26 protein-coding genes and 2 pseudogenes are annotated in these 15,580 nt (G+C 34.2%); 4 read left to right on the top strand and 24 right to left on the bottom strand.

The window, feature by feature from the left end:
• Positions 1 to 124 precede the first annotated feature (124 nt).
• Positions 125 to 1,111: a quinone oxidoreductase family protein gene (locus tag AC3WTI_RS01565; protein ID WP_087959648.1), complete on the top strand. Its 987-nt coding sequence runs from the start codon at positions 125 to 127 to the stop codon at positions 1,109 to 1,111.
• 29 nt (positions 1,112 to 1,140) lie between these two features.
• Positions 1,141 to 1,779, top strand: coding sequence for a zinc dependent phospholipase C family protein (locus AC3WTI_RS01560; protein ID WP_087959647.1), 639 nt, complete (start codon positions 1,141 to 1,143; stop codon positions 1,777 to 1,779).
• Positions 1,780 to 1,824: 45 nt separating this feature from the next.
• On the opposite strand, the gene AC3WTI_RS01555 is transcribed toward AC3WTI_RS01560, so the two are convergent.
• From AC3WTI_RS01555 to AC3WTI_RS01530, 6 genes are all read right to left on the bottom strand, one after another.
• The gene (locus AC3WTI_RS01555) at positions 1,825 to 2,208 is read right to left on the bottom strand and encodes a VOC family protein (RefSeq protein ID WP_087959646.1); all 384 of its coding nucleotides are present in this window, start codon (positions 2,206 to 2,208) and stop codon (positions 1,825 to 1,827) included.
• Between the two features lie 55 nt (positions 2,209 to 2,263).
• Positions 2,264 to 3,073: a sugar phosphate isomerase/epimerase family protein gene (locus tag AC3WTI_RS01550; RefSeq protein ID WP_097841410.1), complete on the bottom strand. Its 810-nt coding sequence runs from the start codon at positions 3,071 to 3,073 to the stop codon at positions 2,264 to 2,266.
• A gap of 214 nt (positions 3,074 to 3,287) precedes the next feature.
• Entirely contained in the window at positions 3,288 to 4,457 is a 1,170-nt protein-coding gene (locus AC3WTI_RS01545) for a DEAD/DEAH box helicase (protein ID WP_087959644.1), read from the bottom strand.
• A gap of 19 nt (positions 4,458 to 4,476) precedes the next feature.
• Positions 4,477 to 5,004 carry a hypothetical protein gene (locus tag AC3WTI_RS01540; protein WP_048528760.1) on the bottom strand — a complete coding sequence of 176 codons (528 nt, stop codon included), beginning with the start codon at positions 5,002 to 5,004 and terminating at the stop codon, positions 4,477 to 4,479.
• 90 nt (positions 5,005 to 5,094) lie between these two features.
• Positions 5,095 to 6,783, bottom strand: coding sequence for a formate--tetrahydrofolate ligase (locus AC3WTI_RS01535; RefSeq protein WP_012644371.1), 1,689 nt, complete (start codon positions 6,781 to 6,783; stop codon positions 5,095 to 5,097).
• A gap of 94 nt (positions 6,784 to 6,877) precedes the next feature.
• Positions 6,878 to 7,558, bottom strand: a complete 681-nt coding sequence (locus AC3WTI_RS01530) for a class I SAM-dependent methyltransferase (RefSeq protein ID WP_087959643.1) — start codon at positions 7,556 to 7,558, stop codon at positions 6,878 to 6,880.
• 205 nt (positions 7,559 to 7,763) lie between these two features.
• Between AC3WTI_RS01530 and AC3WTI_RS01525 the strand changes: the two genes are divergently transcribed.
• Complete coding sequence (locus AC3WTI_RS01525) at positions 7,764 to 8,102, top strand: hypothetical protein (protein ID WP_001253199.1); 339 nt, start codon at positions 7,764 to 7,766, stop codon at positions 8,100 to 8,102.
• Between the two features lie 29 nt (positions 8,103 to 8,131).
• Here AC3WTI_RS01525 and AC3WTI_RS01520 read toward each other — a convergent pair whose 3' ends face one another.
• The 4 genes from AC3WTI_RS01520 to ytfJ all read right to left on the bottom strand — a co-directional run bounded on the left by AC3WTI_RS01520 (position 8,132) and on the right by ytfJ (position 10,148).
• Entirely contained in the window at positions 8,132 to 8,344 is a 213-nt protein-coding gene (locus tag AC3WTI_RS01520; RefSeq protein WP_000798747.1) for a hypothetical protein, read from the bottom strand.
• A gap of 69 nt (positions 8,345 to 8,413) precedes the next feature.
• Positions 8,414 to 8,734 carry a hypothetical protein gene (locus AC3WTI_RS01515; protein ID WP_087959642.1) on the bottom strand — a complete coding sequence of 107 codons (321 nt, stop codon included), beginning with the start codon at positions 8,732 to 8,734 and terminating at the stop codon, positions 8,414 to 8,416.
• Positions 8,735 to 8,785: 51 nt separating this feature from the next.
• Positions 8,786 to 9,562: an oxalate:formate antiporter gene (locus tag AC3WTI_RS01510; RefSeq protein WP_000014094.1), complete on the bottom strand. Its 777-nt coding sequence runs from the start codon at positions 9,560 to 9,562 to the stop codon at positions 8,786 to 8,788.
• A 160-nt stretch (positions 9,563 to 9,722) separates the two neighbouring features.
• Complete coding sequence (gene ytfJ, locus AC3WTI_RS01505) at positions 9,723 to 10,148, bottom strand: GerW family sporulation protein (protein ID WP_000349987.1); 426 nt, start codon at positions 10,146 to 10,148, stop codon at positions 9,723 to 9,725.
• Between the two features lie 129 nt (positions 10,149 to 10,277).
• Here ytfJ and AC3WTI_RS01500 point away from each other — a divergent pair.
• Positions 10,278 to 10,571, top strand: a pseudogene (locus AC3WTI_RS01500) (GNAT family N-acetyltransferase); the annotation flags it as partial.
• Positions 10,572 to 10,916: 345 nt separating this feature from the next.
• On the opposite strand, the gene AC3WTI_RS01495 reads toward AC3WTI_RS01500, so the two are convergent.
• The 14 genes and pseudogenes from AC3WTI_RS01495 to AC3WTI_RS01430 form a co-directional block, all read right to left on the bottom strand.
• Positions 10,917 to 11,132 (bottom strand): hypothetical protein, encoded by a 216-nt coding sequence (locus tag AC3WTI_RS01495; RefSeq protein ID WP_080000266.1) that lies wholly within the window; start codon positions 11,130 to 11,132, stop codon positions 10,917 to 10,919.
• A gap of 99 nt (positions 11,133 to 11,231) precedes the next feature.
• Positions 11,232 to 11,465, bottom strand: a complete 234-nt coding sequence (locus AC3WTI_RS01490; RefSeq protein ID WP_218921312.1) for a hypothetical protein — start codon at positions 11,463 to 11,465, stop codon at positions 11,232 to 11,234.
• On the bottom strand, positions 11,462 to 11,665 hold the full coding sequence (locus AC3WTI_RS01485) for a hypothetical protein (RefSeq protein WP_087959641.1): 204 nt from the start codon (positions 11,663 to 11,665) through the stop codon (positions 11,462 to 11,464). Before AC3WTI_RS01485 ends, AC3WTI_RS01490 begins: the two co-directional genes overlap by 4 nt.
• 126 nt (positions 11,666 to 11,791) lie before the next feature.
• Positions 11,792 to 11,983 (bottom strand): hypothetical protein, encoded by a 192-nt coding sequence (locus tag AC3WTI_RS01480; RefSeq protein ID WP_087959640.1) that lies wholly within the window; start codon positions 11,981 to 11,983, stop codon positions 11,792 to 11,794.
• Between the two features lie 267 nt (positions 11,984 to 12,250).
• Positions 12,251 to 12,436, bottom strand: coding sequence for a hypothetical protein (locus AC3WTI_RS01475; protein WP_087959639.1), 186 nt, complete (start codon positions 12,434 to 12,436; stop codon positions 12,251 to 12,253).
• 172 nt (positions 12,437 to 12,608) lie between these two features.
• Positions 12,609 to 12,788 carry a hypothetical protein gene (locus AC3WTI_RS01470; protein WP_370452572.1) on the bottom strand — a complete coding sequence of 60 codons (180 nt, stop codon included), beginning with the start codon at positions 12,786 to 12,788 and terminating at the stop codon, positions 12,609 to 12,611.
• A gap of 4 nt (positions 12,789 to 12,792) precedes the next feature.
• Positions 12,793 to 12,948, bottom strand: coding sequence for a hypothetical protein (locus AC3WTI_RS01465; protein WP_226791560.1), 156 nt, complete (start codon positions 12,946 to 12,948; stop codon positions 12,793 to 12,795).
• 410 nt (positions 12,949 to 13,358) lie between these two features.
• On the bottom strand, positions 13,359 to 13,547 hold the full coding sequence (locus tag AC3WTI_RS01460; protein ID WP_000589991.1) for a hypothetical protein: 189 nt from the start codon (positions 13,545 to 13,547) through the stop codon (positions 13,359 to 13,361).
• 83 nt (positions 13,548 to 13,630) lie between these two features.
• A complete protein-coding gene (locus AC3WTI_RS01455) occupies positions 13,631 to 13,825 on the bottom strand; it encodes a hypothetical protein (RefSeq protein WP_087959636.1) in 195 nt (64 codons plus the stop codon).
• Positions 13,826 to 14,020 (bottom strand): hypothetical protein, encoded by a 195-nt coding sequence (locus tag AC3WTI_RS01450; RefSeq protein WP_087959635.1) that lies wholly within the window; start codon positions 14,018 to 14,020, stop codon positions 13,826 to 13,828.
• A 13-nt stretch (positions 14,021 to 14,033) separates the two neighbouring features.
• A complete protein-coding gene (locus AC3WTI_RS01445; protein ID WP_087959634.1) occupies positions 14,034 to 14,411 on the bottom strand; it encodes a cupin domain-containing protein in 378 nt (125 codons plus the stop codon).
• 12 nt (positions 14,412 to 14,423) lie between these two features.
• Complete coding sequence (locus AC3WTI_RS01440) at positions 14,424 to 14,909, bottom strand: GNAT family N-acetyltransferase (protein ID WP_087959633.1); 486 nt, start codon at positions 14,907 to 14,909, stop codon at positions 14,424 to 14,426.
• Positions 14,906 to 15,019, bottom strand: a pseudogene (locus AC3WTI_RS01435) (2'-5' RNA ligase family protein); the annotation flags it as partial. The gene AC3WTI_RS01440 and the pseudogene AC3WTI_RS01435, both read right to left, overlap by 4 nt.
• A complete protein-coding gene (locus tag AC3WTI_RS01430) occupies positions 14,992 to 15,555 on the bottom strand; it encodes a GNAT family N-acetyltransferase (protein WP_087959631.1) in 564 nt (187 codons plus the stop codon). The pseudogene AC3WTI_RS01435 and the gene AC3WTI_RS01430, both read right to left, overlap by 28 nt.
• Between the last annotated feature and the right edge of the window lie 25 nt (positions 15,556 to 15,580).

Genomic DNA, 15,580 nt, shown 5'->3' with positions numbered 1-15,580 from the left:
ATTAATATAATGATTCAATAAGTTCATAAGCTTCACTTATAACCTTGCATAACAATTATATAATTTTCCAATTTCTAGTGAACATTTAAAATGATTTATATAGTCAAATTTAGGGGGATAAATAATGAAAGCTATCATTGTAACGTCGTTCGGTGGTCCTGAAGTGATGAAATATACAGATGTGGATATGCCGGCTATTTCAGAAAATCAAGTTTTAATTCGTGTTGTTGCTACGAGTGTAAATTTCGCTGATATTAAATCACGTTATGGCAAAAAAGGAAATAAAGTACTACCTTTTATTCCAGGGATAGATGTCGCTGGTGTTGTAGAACGTGTCGGCTCTCATGTAAAAAATATTCAACCTGGACAACGTGTCATTGCTTTTCCTCAAAATGGATCTTACGCTGAATATGTTGTTGCAAATGAAAATCTTACTTTCGTATTACCTGATGAAGTCGATTTTCAAATTGCAGCAGCATGCCCTATCGTATCTTTCACAAGCTATAATTTACTCGCAAATGTAGCAAGGCTTCAACAAGGTGAATCTGTACTCATTCATGCGGCTGCTGGTGGAATTGGCACTACTGCTATTCAACTTGCAAAACTATTAGGGGCTGGAACAATTATAGGTACTGTCGGAAGTGAAGCAAAAAAAGAAATTGCTTTAGATGCCGGAGCTGATTATGTTATTTGTCATCAAGATGAAGATTTTGTAGAGAAAGTCAATGAGCTAACAAACGAAGAAGGAGTGAATATCATTTTGGACTCTATTTCTGGAACTATTTCGGAAAGAAGTTTAAAATGTCTTGCTTATTACGGTCGCCTCATTCATTTCGGTAATGCAAGTGGTGAAATAGGCAATTTCCAAACGAAAGATTTACATGCAAGTTGCCGCTCTATACTCGGTTTTAGCTTTGGAACTACACGAAAAAAACGTCCTGAACTGCTCCAAGAAACTGCAAATGAAGTTTTCCGTTATTTGTGTGACGGAAGTTTGCAACTTAAGGCTACGAAATCTTTTCCACTCCAAGATGCAGGGAAAGCACATGAATGGGTCGAAAGTAGAAAAAGTACAGGGAAAGTAATACTCACTGTTCAGTCCTCCTCCTGAAATGAATACTTGAAACCGAGGTGTCATTCATGGGATCACGAATTATGCATGCTATTATCGCTAACGGTATTGCCGAAAAACTATGTATTCAAGATAAAACTTCTTTCATACTCGGAGGTGTAGCCCCTGATGCGGTTCATTCAGCAGAAGAAAAAGGAACTTCACACTTTTACGCTGGTACAACGAAAAACTATACGAGAAGGATAGATTTCAATTCTTTTTTTCAAAAATATAAAGCTCAAATGGATTCCCCTTTTCTCTTAGGCTATTACACCCATCTCATTGCCGATGATAATTGGCTAAGTGGCTTTTTTCTACCTTGGCTAAAAAATAGAATAGAAAATGATGAAACTATCGCACCTATGTACTATAACGATTTTAAATTGTTAAATGCAAAGTTGCTTCATCATTACGATAAAGAACAACAGCTATTCTCTCTTCTCAATCAAGAGGCTCACATCGTGGATATTGAAGAAGTTACTAAAGAAAACGTCTTAGAATTTCGAAAGTACCTTTTTGAAGATATGTTGTATCCTGAGCAACATTTGCATGAAGACTTACAAGTATTTACGTTTAATCAAATCGTTGGTTACATTGAAACAGCTATTGAAAAAGGCGTATTTTATATTAATCAACTCTCTAATGAAAAATCCACTTCAAACATGTAATCCCCTTCAATATATTTGAGGGGGATTTTTCACATAGCAATATTATTATTTGTTCTTTTCCATAACCGCAAAATAATTCCCTTCACTATCAGCAAAGTTAAACACTTTGCCAGAAGGCATAGTTACCATTTCGCCAACAGTAACATTTTTATTTTTTAAATCTGTATATAATTGATCAAGATTTTCTGAGAAGAACATTAAGGACGGTGTACCAAGATTTAATTCTGGGCTCATTTTCGAAATAACTTCTTTATTATGTAATATAATGCTTGTTTCTGCACCGCTAATCGGAGCAATTTCAATCCATCTCATTCCTTGCTTATTATCTTCCTCTGCTACTACATGAAACCCTACCTTTTGCGTCCAAAAATTTACTGCATCATCTTGATTATTTACATATAACATAATTTGTCCAACTTTATGGATCATTTCATTTCCCCCTAATGTTTTTTATATTCTATGTAGGTTTCTACAAATACTATCGTTATTCCTTTTGAGTTGGTATGTACTTCTTTGCAAAATTTATCGACTGACTGATCCCATCCAGTTCATCAAAATAATCATTTCTTTCAATCATGTTATATCCTTCGAATCTAATTTTATCTAATACCTTGAAGAATATATCGAAATCTACTTCACCATTCCCTGCTGCGACTTCAATATACTTACTTGAACTACCGCTTTTTACTTTTGTACAATCTTTAATATGAGTTTGTACTATATAATCTTTTAGTAGTAATAAACTTTCTATCAAGTTTTCATTTATATCGCTAATTAAATTTGCTGGATCAAAGTTAATCGCTAATCCTTTTGAATTTATATTTTCTAAAAACCGCTTTAACACTATCGCTTTTTCAGATCCCGTCTCAATGGCGAAGAATCCTCCAAATCTGAACGCTAAGTCTCCTATTTCATTACAAACACGTATCATTTTATCATAGTGCTCACTATTTTCATCATCAGGGATTTTCCCAATATGGGCTGTTACTATGTTAGCACCTAACCTTAACCCTTTATCAGTAATATATTTAAAATTCTCTATTGCACATTCAGCTTCCGTTCCTATTATTCCATTTTCTCCGAAGCTAATTGCTAATGACGGGACTTGAATCTCATTAAAAGATAAGTTTTCTTTTAATGTGTTCCATTGTACCTTTGAAATGTTAGCTAAGTTGAAAGTCGAATTCACAGCATATAATTGAACATATTCTAACCCCCATTCTCTCGCCTTCTTTATTCCTTCGTTTACTTCAATATGTTTTGTATTTAAAAACATTCCTAATTTCCTATCCATATGTGTACCTTCTTTTTATTATTTCGCGTCAGTTTAATATTCGACTTTTTTTATGTTATTTCCTCGTATAAACGAAATAAACTACCCTTTTTTCGATACTCCCAGTAGAAGCATATATATGATAGGCACATAAAAAACACTAATACAATTCCCATTATCACTTGATTACAAACAAAAAAGACGTAACTACAAATAGTTACGCCTTCCTCATCATTTATCTAGGTTTTTTCTTCCCAGTAAACGCTGGTTTCTTTTTCTTTGGTGCTTTCGGTTTCGTTTCTACAAATGATCCTTTGAACATTTCTTGCTTTGTAAATACAATACCTAATTTTTTCGCAAATTGCAGTAGTTTACGCTCTTCTTGTGGAGTTACAAGAGATACAACAGTTCCTTCTTTGCCCATACGTCCAGTACGTCCTGAGCGGTGAATGTATTGGTCTACTGTGTCTGGTAATTCTAAGTGAATTACATGTGTTAAATCATCAATATCAATACCGCGTGCCGCAATATCAGTAGCAAGTAGTATTTCTAATTTACCGCCGCGGAAAGCACGCATCGTCGCTTCACGTTCTTGCTTACTTGCTTCTGCATGAAGAGCTGCTGCTTTCATTTTACGGAATTTCAATTTCTGAGTAATTTCATCTAAACGGAATGGGTCGTTTAAGAAAGCAACTGCTTTTACATCGCCCATATGCATAATTCTTCTTACGTAATCATTTTTTTCGCGTCGCTCACAAATGATATACGTATGCTCAACTAAGCTTTTTGACTCAGCACGAGTTACACGTACCACTTGTGGTTCAACTGCTAAATCACGTGCCGCATCTTCTGCAGCTTTTGTCATTGTTGCCGAGAAGAATACTAATTGACGATCGCGCATCGTTGATTTAATTACATCTTGTACGGCGCCCATCATCTTTTGTTTTACAATTTGATCAAATTCATCAAATACAATCGTTTTCACTTCATGCATTTTTAGCTTTTTCATACGGATTAATTCTAAAATACGTCCTGGTGAACCGACAATCACTCTTGGGTGTTTCTTTAATTTTTCAACTTGGCGCTTAATGTCTGCACCACCAATTAAAGATGCACCTGAAATCTCAGTTCCTGCTGTAAACTTTTGAACCTCTTCATGAATTTGCATAACAAGCTCACGTGTTGGCGCTAAAACAACAACTTGTGGTTGTTTTACTTCAGGGTTAATTTTATGTAAAAGGGGTAATAAGTACGCTAATGTTTTTCCTGTTCCAGTTGGAGATTCAGCTATAACGTCTTGTCCTTCTAAAATAGTTGGAATCGCTTGTTTTTGAATTTCAGTTAATTCTTTAAAACCAGCCTTCTCCCAAGCTTGTTGTAAAAATGGTTGCATATCTTTTATCATTTGTTTTTCTCCTTTATCTCTATTTTTGAAGAAAATGTTGTATTGTTCGCACCGTTTCTATCATGTGTGAAATAACAGCTATTAAATCATCAACATGGTCTTCTGTAATCGCTTTTTGAAATAGAACCTCTACCTTATTATGATATGAAATCGCTTGCTTATTATATTCGTATGAAAGTTTTTGCGTAATCATTCTTTCTTTTCCCCATATAGAATGCATGAAAGTTTCAATTTCTTCGCACGCTACCTCTGGCTTTTCTATCGGGAATGAAAATGCTAACTTCATTTCACAACCTGGTGTAAATTGTGGTACTTCTAATATTTCACCAGACAAGTTCTTTGCATCTACAGATAGTGAAAATGTTGCTTCTACTAACGGTTCGAATGGTTCTGTTAATTGAAATGAAATATGATATATACGACTTAATGAAGCAAGGTCCATCATATCTTTTCGATCTGTTACAAGAATATCTCCATGTAAATCAAAATCATAAACAGCGCCTTCTACGATTACTTTTAAATTATCAAAAGCAGTTGGATCAAACATAATTTCCTCCAAAAAACAGGCGCCTTTCGATGGAAAGGCGCCACTTGATGTATATATAGTTTACAGATAAACGAGATGAATTACAACCTTTTAGAATAAACCTACTGCTTTTCCATCTTCATTTACATCCATTTGCAGTGCTGCTGGCTGTTTTGGAAGGCCTGGCATTGTTAACATTGTTCCTGTTAACGCAACGATAAACCCTGCACCGATAGATGGTTTTAGCTCACGAATTGTAACGATAAAGTCAGATGGACGACCTAATTTTGTTGCATCGTCAGAAAGAGAGTATTGTGTTTTCGCCATACAAATTGGTAGGTTACTCCACCCTTCTCCTTCATATTGAGCTAATTGCTTACGTGCTTTCGGAGCAAATTCAATATCTTTTGCACCGTACACTTTTTGAGCAATAGTACGAATTTTTTCTTCTAATGGTAATTCTAATTCATAAAGTGGTGCGTAGTTGTTTTCACCTTTTTCAATTTCTTTTAACACTTTTTCAGCAAGGTCAACTCCGCCTTGGCCACCTTTCTCCCAAACTTCCGTTAAGGATACTGCATAGCCACGCTCATTGCACCACTCTTGTAAGTATGCAACTTCTGCATCTGTATCTGTAATAAATTTATTAATTGCAATTACGAAAGGCACACCGAAGCTTTGAATTGTTTCAACATGCTTCTGTAAGTTTTCCATACCTTTTGCTAATGCGTCTACATTTTCTTCTTTTAATTGATCTTTTGCTACGCCACCATGCATTTTAAGCGCACGAATAGTCGCAACAATAACAACTGCTTCTGGTTTAATGCCAGCTGCACGAGCTTTAATATCTAAAAACTTCTCTGCACCTAAATCAGCACCGAATCCAGCTTCTGTAATAACATAATCACCTAATTTTGCTGCCATTGTTGTAGCGATAACACTGTTACAACCGTGAGCAATATTCGCAAATGGTCCGCCGTGAATGATAGCTGGTGTATTTTCTAACGTTTGCACTAAGTTTGGTTTTAATGCGTCTTTTAATAATAACGTTAACGCACCTTCTACACCTAAATCTTTAACCGTTACAGGTTGATTTGCAAAGTTATAAGCAACTACGATGCGAGATAGACGCGCTTTTAAATCTTGAATATCTGTTGCAAGGCAGAATACGGCCATAATTTCAGATGCCACTGTAATATCGAAACCGTCTTCACGTGGTACACCTTGAACTGGTCCACCAAGACCAATTACTACGTTACGTAGGGCACGATCATTTAAGTCAACACAGCGTTTCCAAACGATTTTACGCGTATCAATCCCAAGTGTGTTTCCTTGTTGGATATGATTATCAATAAACGCTGCTAACGCGTTATTAGCAGTTGTGATCGCATGAATATCTCCAGTAAAGTGAAGGTTAATGTCTTCCATAGGTACAACCTGTGAAAAACCACCACCTGCTGCCCCGCCTTTTAGCCCCATCGTTGGTCCAAGAGATGGTTCGCGAAGTGCAATTACTGTTTTCTTACCAATTTTATTAAAAGCTTGACCTAAACCAACTGTTACTGTTGATTTACCTTCTCCAGCTGGAGTTGGGTTAATCGCTGTTACTAAAACAACTTTACCGTCTTTCTCGTTCTGTAAGCGCTTAAAAATATCAAGAGATAACTTACCTTTATAATGTCCGTATGGCTCTAATTCATCTTCTAAAATATTTAATTCAGCTGCAATTTCTTGAATCTTCTTCATACTCGCTTCTTGTGCGATTTCAATGTCGGATTTAACTGTTGTAGTAGTTGTCATATACCCTAGTCCCCCTTTAATTGGTTCTGATGATATTGTATCAGTTTTTTGTATTTTCTGCACTTATTTACCTCCTAAAAATTCTTTCATTTCTTTATACGTTTTTTAACATAAATACCCATAAGAATGTTAACGATTGTTGTAACTCTGTAGGGAGTTGACCTAACATCTTCTCATTTACTCCGCGCTTATATACCCCAATCCCATCGACAACTTCAAAACCTTGTTCTTTCGCTAACTGTTCAAATTCCCAAGGCATCATCGTATTACAAACAACGTCTTTGCCGTATAAACGAGGATAACTGTTCTCTCGAGGTTTTGCTGTTGGTCCTAAAATTGCAATACATGCATACCCTTCGCTTTTTAAAACGCGCTTTATCTCATTTAATGCTCGTAATGGTTCCTCGGTCCATTCTAAAGAATTAATTGCCATAATAGATTCAAATTGCTCATTTTCAAATGGTAAGGAAGAAAGATCCCCTTTTATAAAAGATAAATTCGGTCCTTCTCCGCGCTCCTTCCCTTTTTGAATCATCACTTCTGATAAATCTACACCAACTGCTTTATAGCCCGCCCGACTTAATTTATATGTACCATATCCATCTCCACAACCAACATCAAGCACCCGAGCTTCCTTATTCACGTATTGTTCAAAAAATGGAATAATTGTACTCCTACTCCCGCTATCCCACATCTCCTGACTATTTTGATTCCAAAATTCTGCACTACTATCCCACTTTTTCTCTGCTGATTCATGCCAATTAAATTTCGTCATGCACTCCCCTACCTTCACGTTTTATCACTCATTTCATTCTACATCATTTTCCAAAATTCCTGTTTTATCTTCATAAGGAGGTATACATGCTAACGATGGAATCTTTATTCTCCAATTTTTGCTTTACTTGGGTTTAACTCATACTCATGTTCTTCCCTTTATGAAAGATACTATAGGTACACCCAATTGAAAGAGAGGGATGTACATGCGAAGAAAGAGAAATCATCATTTTAAAAGTGGTGAAAAAAACGAAGAGTATGCAGCTGAAATATCACCAGCTGGCATACCTATTAGACATAAACGTAAAGAAATTGCAAATGAAATAGAAGGTACAAATACCGGTGCAATGATAGGCTATGTCGCTTTATTTCTTTCGCTTTTCTCAATTGCATTTTATCCTGTTACACTTGGTTCTCTTGCAATTTTAGTCGGCTTATTAGCTGTCAATTTTGGAGCAAGAACACTTGGATATACAGCAATTGGTTTTGGTAGTTTTTCTGTTTTATTTACTTTACTTTATCCGCTTGCTTTGTCAGCGTTTTAAAAAAACACACCAAGTTATACTTGGTGTGTTCATTCGTGATACAACATAATATGACCGCATCCACAGCAATGTTTTGCTGTAATTTCTTGAAACACTGGATAATTTTCTTCATCCCTATGCTCAATAAAAACCTTTTCAAAGCGATACATGTTTGGTGCATATGCCCAATCTTGTTTCGTACGTGCATACAAAGTTGAGGAGAAAAACTCCTCACCACCGCAAACGATACATGTATTCTTCATCACTACCCCTCCTATGCTTGTCTTACTTCATCTATATGAGCATAAGCATAAAAAAAAGACCTTCTATTACTAGAAAGTCTTTTCTGAAACAAAAAGAAATGTACCAAACATTCCTACTCCGCTATATTCTTTCGTAACACCAGCTTCTGTTTTAAATGTTTGCTTTACAGTCATAAAAAATACACTATTTCGTGCATCTGTACTTTCAAATTGTAGCTTTTCTTTTTTACCATCTACATTTTGTGTGCATTCAAAACTACTCTCATCACATTTCAACGCATACTTATCCTCTACATACACTTTAAAATCTGATTCTTTCGGACAAGTAATAAGTAAAATCGATACGAGAATAATACTTATCATACCCACAATTGTATAATATTTCTTCATTTGTACTCCTTTCAAATGACAAGAAAACTTGACTTCATGCGCCAAGTTTTCTTAGTCCACAACCCATTGCCATTCTTGTTCTTTCTTATCAAAAATGAGCCAACCTGTCTCTGTTGCTTCTTCTTTCAATTCATCGATATTATCTAGTACCTCATCCGTACTTTCATACGAACCAACTACATATACCGGAATTTCAAGACCTCTTCTTGACTCAATTTTCCCTGCTAGATCAATATAAAGACCATCTTCCATTAACGGAAGAAGCCCCATAATCACTTCTTTCGAAATTGCTGGGAAAATTTTTGATTTTTGGAACAAAGAAAAACGTTTCTTACCGAAAGCACCGAGTTTATAAGGAATGACTTTACTTAACATCCCTACAAAATCAGCAATTCTACGATAATACACTTTGTTGTACCATCCATCATCATGTGAAAAATAAACAAATCTATTTTTCAATAGCGGAAAGAATGTTCTTGCAAGTGGTTCTTTTTTGTGAGCCAAATATAAAAGCTCTGCAATTTCTTTTGGCTCTAATTCATCTAAATCGCTTGCATCATCAAAATCTACCCAACAAAATTCATCAAATTCATCAATCTCTGCTTGAATTAGCTTATGTATATTTTCTTCCTCAACATATTCAAATAAAGTATGATAATGAAAATCTGTCCATTCAAAGTTATGCTTCAAAAGCAACACTTGATGAAGCGGTGAAGGGATGTTACTTGCAAACTCTTTAAACGTAATTCCTGATGTAATAAAACAATGACCCCGACGATTACCATTAATATATATCATATTCTTTACTTGGTCAGATCCTCCAGACAAAGCACCTAGCCACCTTCGTTTTATATGTTTCAATTCTATAGCATATTTTAACATGAAAAATTTTAGAAACATAGAAAAAAATTCAAAAACTATTTACAATTTCATGTGTTTTATTACATAGTGATTACAAGAAAAAACGCCTGCTCGTAAGCAGGCGTTTTTAAAGGATTTCATCTGGGTTTTGAGGATGATGATTTCCCTCTTTCTTTTCATCTTTTTGGAACATCGATTGAATTTTATCAATTGTTTGTGGAGCTAATTCAATCATTTTTTCCGCTAAATGTGTCGCATTTTGTAGATGCAGAATATTTACTCCATCTTTATTCACTACAAGAAATGCTACTGGTGTAATTGAAACACCACCCGCGCTACCGCCACCAAATGCAGGGTTACCGTTCGCTCTTTGTCCATCATTCGTTTGGAAATCAGAACCTCCTGCTCCAAACCCGAACGCTACTTTAGAAACCGTTAACACCACACCACCGTCAGCCGTTTGAACAGGCTCTCCAACAATCGTATTTACATCGACCATTTCTTTTAAATTTTCCATTGCCGCTTTCATTAATCCTTGAATTGGATGATCCACCGTTCATAACCTCCTTTGTCATATCTTTCCTAGTTTTTCCGAAAGTTTGTGAACTAAACATAAAATTTCATATTGGTTGTAAAAAACTTAAGTTTAAATATTCAGAAAAATAAAAAAGGCAGGTTCATTATGATGAGAAAATTAACAAAGAAGGATCATGAACAAGTATTCGCTTACCTAAAGGAAGAGTTTGTATTCACTAACTCTGAGGCACTTCTTTCCGCCTATAAACCACTGAAACTCTCTAGTAAGTCAAATTATTTTAGAAATATTTGAAACTGTTTCAAATCTTCAACTAGGTACTAAAAATGAAATATATTTTTGCAAATGTCTATATGATAACAACTTACCTAGTAAGCTTGCCACACTGATAATATACAGCGAATAATGCAATTACAAAGTAACATCATTGCATTTCCTACAAGATTAAACTGCTGAGAGCACACATCGCCTTCATTTTGGAAAAAGCCAAGTTAAGAGCCGGTAAGATTTCATACAGTTTTTTGGCTAATTCAGTAAGAAACGAGAACCGTAAAACCTACACTAGGATAGGAATACATAAAAAGTTGCATAAAATTATATAAAAAGAAAAAGTAGATTTCTTTTGAGAGTAGAATTTGTCCTTGCTACTAATAACGAGAATTATGTAAATGAGCTGTCCAAACGGATGGCTTATTTTATTTTTTACCTATCTTCCAATTATCATAATTAGGTGTTCTATATCCTCTATTTTAATAACTGTTCCAATTGGAACGGTTTCATAGTTATTTATTCTCTTTTTTTATTGATTTTTCCCATGAGATTTTGAACAACTATATTCCACAATAAAGAAAGTGCAGTGACAAACAGTACTGCTAAAGAAAAATAGATTCTATCCTTCCACGTATCATATACAATCATACCTAGCATAATCATTATTAACGCACCAATACATATCATTATTTTCGAAAACTTTCGCATTTTATAATCACTCTTCTTTCTCACATTCAAACGAAAAACCTCCACCATAACCATAAGAGACTATTCCCTACTTACTAATTATAGTAAGACTCTCTCCAACTCTTATGAAAAATTTCTAGTTGTTTATTCACCTCTATTTGTAATTTTTTTAGCTAAACGATTAAATAATACTGAACTTCCATATGCCAACATCCCAATACCAATCATACCAATACTGAAAAATAGTTTCTGCCATAAATTAAATGGGAAAAACCACCCTGCAATAGCAAGTACCATTGTGCCAATAATAATCATAAAGGGTTGGTTTAAATCTTTTATCTTTACAACTGAACCAATCAGGAAAAGCTTCATCGTCATTCAACATTCTTTTTAGATATATTCTTCGACTTGTTACTCAAAATTTCTAATAGATAGAAAATCCCAATACCTATTCCACCAATAATCAATGCTGCAATAGCTGTTAAAAACCCTTTTTCCATTGGCTGTGGAAATAAGAATGAAGAAAAAAATAACACCACGGTAAACATATACATCAAAATACGTCCTTGTTTAAACATGTGTGATTACTCCTTTTTTCAGGTTTCAAGAAAAAGCCTCCTCTGAAACCTTTGTGGGTTACCCCTCTTGAAATTGCTCTTAATAGGTATTATTATCATGACGCCCTCCCCCCTCTTGTATTAACCTTATTTATGTTTAAATTTACTATACATTTTTTCATAAATTTTATTAGTACCGAGTGCACATGCCCCTAAAATAAGAACACCTATAATAAAGCCAACCTTTTTAGGTAATTCATAAGGAGACATAATAGCGACTACAAGAAATATAGCAATTGCAACATATGTAATATATTTTCCAGCCTTTAATGATTGCATATTAATTTGCTCCTCTCTTAATCCTCAAAATTAATGATATTTCCTATGACATAACCCATGTTCTCCTATAACTACAGTAAAATCTAATATAAGAATAGATTTTATTCAACTTCTTACTTATTAACCGGAACTTCTATTGCTAGTTTGGCTGTCTACATAATCAAAATTACATTTATGTGCCGATTCGACCATTCTACCAATAATCATCAAAATTGTTTTAATCCCTCTAGTTTCACTACTGCTTAAATCGAAAAAATTTCATTTATTTCACTTTTTATGTATCTTTTGATAAATTCGTTCAAAAAGAACTGAAGACCCCACAGCAATTACACCAAATAAAAATACTACAAGTACATTTGTTAATCTTGTTTTATTGTCTGCTGGCACTATAAAACTCGCGATGAGTGTTACTAATGTGCCAATAACAATTATAATTCTTCCTTGCTTTAACATTTAGTTACTCCTTTTTCTTTGTCCAAGCTACCTTTATAGCCATATTAACTGAATTGGTATTCATCTACATTTAGAATAATGTAATAAATACCAATTTCTCTTCATTTCAATTTATAAAAAAGAAATGCTCGTCTAATTCTCCTTCTATCAGAAATACTCATTAATCCAAGTTTCATTTATTTATCCTTCTGCTAATATAATCCATTAAAGTAATAGCTCCGATCCCCATAGCTCCCCAGAAAACCATACTACATGTATATATTACCTTTTCCTTAATTGAATATGGTCCCATTAGTCCAACAATGATTGAAATTACAACTACTATAATCATTACAATTTTCGTGATTTTCATCATCCTACTGTTCCTTATCTATCTTTTTATTAAATTTTTGAATGATATTAATAACAACAGAGTTCCACACTAGAGAAATTACAGTAAATAAAATCGCAACTAAAGCAACTATAATTCTATCTTTCCATGTGTTCTGTACTACCATTGATAGTATCATCATTATTAATCCACAAGTGCATATAAATATTTTTGTACCTTTACGCATATTCAAATTTTCTTCACACTTCTTTCTAAAACTGAAAAGAAAATTTTTCATTCACCGGCATTAACAATTAACAGAATTATACCTACAATAAATTAGGTCCTTACTTCCTTAAATAAACTAATTATTTCTATTCTCTCTAAATTTACTAGTTATGTATTCTACTAAGTTTGTAGTCCCAAGAGACATTGCACCCAATACCACTATAAAAGTAAAAGAAGTAATTTTCCCTTTTAAATCGAAAAGGAAGAATATACTTGCAATAGCCATTGCTATAAATCCAATAATTTTAACATTCTCTTATTCCCCTTGTTTTTTAACTTTACAAATAGACCACCAACTACTTTTCCAATTGGTAAAATTTTTATTTATTTCTCTTTTCTTTGCTTTTTTATAATGTAATCTAATAATGTAAGTCCACCTAACCCGATTGCACCATAAACGACCATACCTAGTGTATGTACTCCCTTTTCTTTTAACGAAAAGGGAGTTATTAGTCCTGCAATGATTACTATTAAAATTGCTATAATCATTACTACTCTTGCAATTTTTATCATCCTATGTCTCCTTTTCCGTCTTCTCAAACTATACAAATCTACACCTTTGATTTTTACTACCTTCCCCACTGGAAACTTTTTATTTATCCTCTGTTATCTTTTGCTTCGTTAATAAAATTCATCAAATATGTAAATCCAATTGCTAATCCGCCAAAAACAAGTACAAAAAAGAAAGTAAGTATTCGATCTCCTAATGACTGTGGAAAAAATAATGAGAGTAATGCAATAATAGGTACTGTTATTAAATATATAGTTCTCATTCGCTTGAAAGGTCGCATTTATTTACCCCTTTTTCTATTGAATTTCTCCATAAGATTTATAACAAATGTGTTCCATACTAGAGAAAATCCAGTAAATATAAGAACAGCTAGCGAAATAACAATTTTATCTTTCCACGTCTCTCCGGTTATCATAGCTAGTGTGATTAATAGTACTGCTGCTGCACAGATTACTATTTGTGTAACTTTGCGCATAGTAATCCCCTCCTTACACACCTTTATCATCAAATTTACCCACTTCTTTCATTAAAACTCCTTTCTCAAGTTCCTCCGACTCAATTACAATTGCCATCAATCCCTTTTCCGTACTCGTTTCATGAAATTCCCCCTTCTCCCAAAACACAGCTTGTCCCGCTTCCACCTTTACTTTTTCTTTATCTTCTCCGCATACATATCCTTCTCCGTCCACAATAAGAAGCAGTTGCGATACAACTGCTTCATGATATCCAATTATTCCATTCTCTCGTAAATGCATAGCACCAATATGTACATTTCCTTTTTGGTTTAATATTTTCGACATTATGAAATTAGATTGAAAGGCTGCTATGTGTTTTCCTACTTTTTCACTAAAATCAAATATCTTCATTTCTAGTCCTCCTTATACGTATAAAACCATCCTTACTGTCTGCATCATATGTCCTTCAAAATCTTCTTCAAATTCCTCTAATTGTGCAAAACCTTTCGCTTCATAAAAACGTTTTCCTTTTTCATTCGCTGCTTCTACATGAATGTATAGTTTCCGAATTCCTTTTAATACCGTTAACCCTTTTTGTAATAAAGCACTTCCTATCCCTTTCCCTTGTTGATCTGGTAACAAATAAATTGCTCCTAATTCTGCTTCGTTTTGTAGTCTAACAGGAGAGAAATTTGCAAAGCCAATAACTTCTCCCTCTTCTTCCGCAACGAATAAATGTGTATTTTCAAGACGATATTTCATTTTTTCATCAGAATAAGCCTCGTCTAAAAAACTGTCTTGAATCTTTCTCGGAATAATGCCTTCGTATGTATCATGCCAAGCTATTCTCGCTACTGATTGTACAGCATGAATGTCTTCTTGCTTCATTTCTCTAATTACATATTTCATCTCGTTGTCTCCATTCTCTTAAAATTATATTCTGCTAATATACTAGAAGAAATGGCAGAACCATTTTCATAATTTACCTTAATTAATTTAAATTTCTCAATGCTTCCCACTCTTCACGAATTATTCCCATTCGAATAGAATCATGGTACGTTCCGTTATAATAACGGCATTTTCGCATTCTACCTTCTAAAGTCATTCCTATTTTCTCTGCTACTTTCATCATGCGTTCATTGCCAGACCAAGTCGTGAGCCCTACTCTACCAATCTCCATCTTTTCAAATAATAAATCTCGATATAATATTAACGCTTCTGTACCGTATCCACCATTCCAGTAATCTGGATTATAAATAACAATTCCCATCTCCAACCAACGCGTCGGTTTATGCTCCCAATAAAATCCGACCGTACCTATAATTTGGCCGTTATGTTCTATAATTAAATTAGATAGAGGTTCTTCTTTTAAACGCGTTTGCATCCTCTCTTTATAAGGTGGGTATTCTTGCATTGAAAACGGAAAATACGGTGCATCCCATTTTTTCCATTCTGGATTTTCTTCTTTAAATACGAGATTCCATAATGGGTTTATATCTAATTCTTCAATTGTACGAATTGTTACTTTATCCCCTTTTACTATTACGTTTTGCATAATTTCCTCCTACAATCCTCTTTAT

This window comes from Bacillus sp. EB106-02-03-XG38, assembly GCF_058792175.1.
This window is presented reverse-complemented; position numbering and strand designations above follow the sequence as displayed.

Excerpts from the sequence above, each read along its gene's own strand:
- AC3WTI_RS01560 (WP_087959647.1), top strand. The coding sequence starts at position 1,141 with ATGGGATCACGAATTATGCATGCTATTATCGCTAACGGTATTGCCGAA.
- AC3WTI_RS01490 (WP_218921312.1), bottom strand. The coding sequence starts at position 11,465 with ATGACGATGAAGCTTTTCCTGATTGGTTCAGTTGTAAAGATAAAAGAT.
- AC3WTI_RS01455 (WP_087959636.1), bottom strand. The coding sequence starts at position 13,825 with ATGCGACCTTTCAAGCGAATGAGAACTATATATTTAATAACAGTACCT.
- AC3WTI_RS01535 (WP_012644371.1), bottom strand. The coding sequence starts at position 6,783 with ATGACAACTACTACAACAGTTAAATCCGACATTGAAATCGCACAAGAA.
- AC3WTI_RS01550 (WP_097841410.1), bottom strand. The coding sequence starts at position 3,073 with ATGGATAGGAAATTAGGAATGTTTTTAAATACAAAACATATTGAAGTA.
- AC3WTI_RS01460 (WP_000589991.1), bottom strand. The coding sequence starts at position 13,547 with ATGATAAAAATTGCAAGAGTAGTAATGATTATAGCAATTTTAATAGTA.
- AC3WTI_RS01540 (WP_048528760.1), bottom strand. The coding sequence starts at position 5,004 with ATGTTTGATCCAACTGCTTTTGATAATTTAAAAGTAATCGTAGAAGGC.
- AC3WTI_RS01565 (WP_087959648.1), top strand. The coding sequence starts at position 125 with ATGAAAGCTATCATTGTAACGTCGTTCGGTGGTCCTGAAGTGATGAAA.
- AC3WTI_RS01525 (WP_001253199.1), top strand. The coding sequence starts at position 7,764 with ATGCGAAGAAAGAGAAATCATCATTTTAAAAGTGGTGAAAAAAACGAA.
- AC3WTI_RS01545 (WP_087959644.1), bottom strand. The coding sequence starts at position 4,457 with ATGATAAAAGATATGCAACCATTTTTACAACAAGCTTGGGAGAAGGCT.
- AC3WTI_RS01430 (WP_087959631.1), bottom strand. The coding sequence starts at position 15,555 with ATGCAAAACGTAATAGTAAAAGGGGATAAAGTAACAATTCGTACAATT.
- AC3WTI_RS01485 (WP_087959641.1), bottom strand. The coding sequence starts at position 11,665 with ATGTTTAAACAAGGACGTATTTTGATGTATATGTTTACCGTGGTGTTA.
- AC3WTI_RS01470 (WP_370452572.1), bottom strand. The coding sequence starts at position 12,788 with ATGAAAATCACGAAAATTGTAATGATTATAGTAGTTGTAATTTCAATC.
- AC3WTI_RS01450 (WP_087959635.1), bottom strand. The coding sequence starts at position 14,020 with ATGCGCAAAGTTACACAAATAGTAATCTGTGCAGCAGCAGTACTATTA.
- AC3WTI_RS01555 (WP_087959646.1), bottom strand. The coding sequence starts at position 2,208 with ATGATCCATAAAGTTGGACAAATTATGTTATATGTAAATAATCAAGAT.
- AC3WTI_RS01520 (WP_000798747.1), bottom strand. The coding sequence starts at position 8,344 with ATGAAGAATACATGTATCGTTTGCGGTGGTGAGGAGTTTTTCTCCTCA.
- AC3WTI_RS01445 (WP_087959634.1), bottom strand. The coding sequence starts at position 14,411 with ATGAAGATATTTGATTTTAGTGAAAAAGTAGGAAAACACATAGCAGCC.
- AC3WTI_RS01530 (WP_087959643.1), bottom strand. The coding sequence starts at position 7,558 with ATGACGAAATTTAATTGGCATGAATCAGCAGAGAAAAAGTGGGATAGT.
- AC3WTI_RS01480 (WP_087959640.1), bottom strand. The coding sequence starts at position 11,983 with ATGCAATCATTAAAGGCTGGAAAATATATTACATATGTTGCAATTGCT.
- AC3WTI_RS01515 (WP_087959642.1), bottom strand. The coding sequence starts at position 8,734 with ATGAAGAAATATTATACAATTGTGGGTATGATAAGTATTATTCTCGTA.
- AC3WTI_RS01465 (WP_226791560.1), bottom strand. The coding sequence starts at position 12,948 with ATGATGATACTATCAATGGTAGTACAGAACACATGGAAAGATAGAATT.
- AC3WTI_RS01475 (WP_087959639.1), bottom strand. The coding sequence starts at position 12,436 with ATGTTAAAGCAAGGAAGAATTATAATTGTTATTGGCACATTAGTAACA.
- AC3WTI_RS01440 (WP_087959633.1), bottom strand. The coding sequence starts at position 14,909 with ATGAAATATGTAATTAGAGAAATGAAGCAAGAAGACATTCATGCTGTA.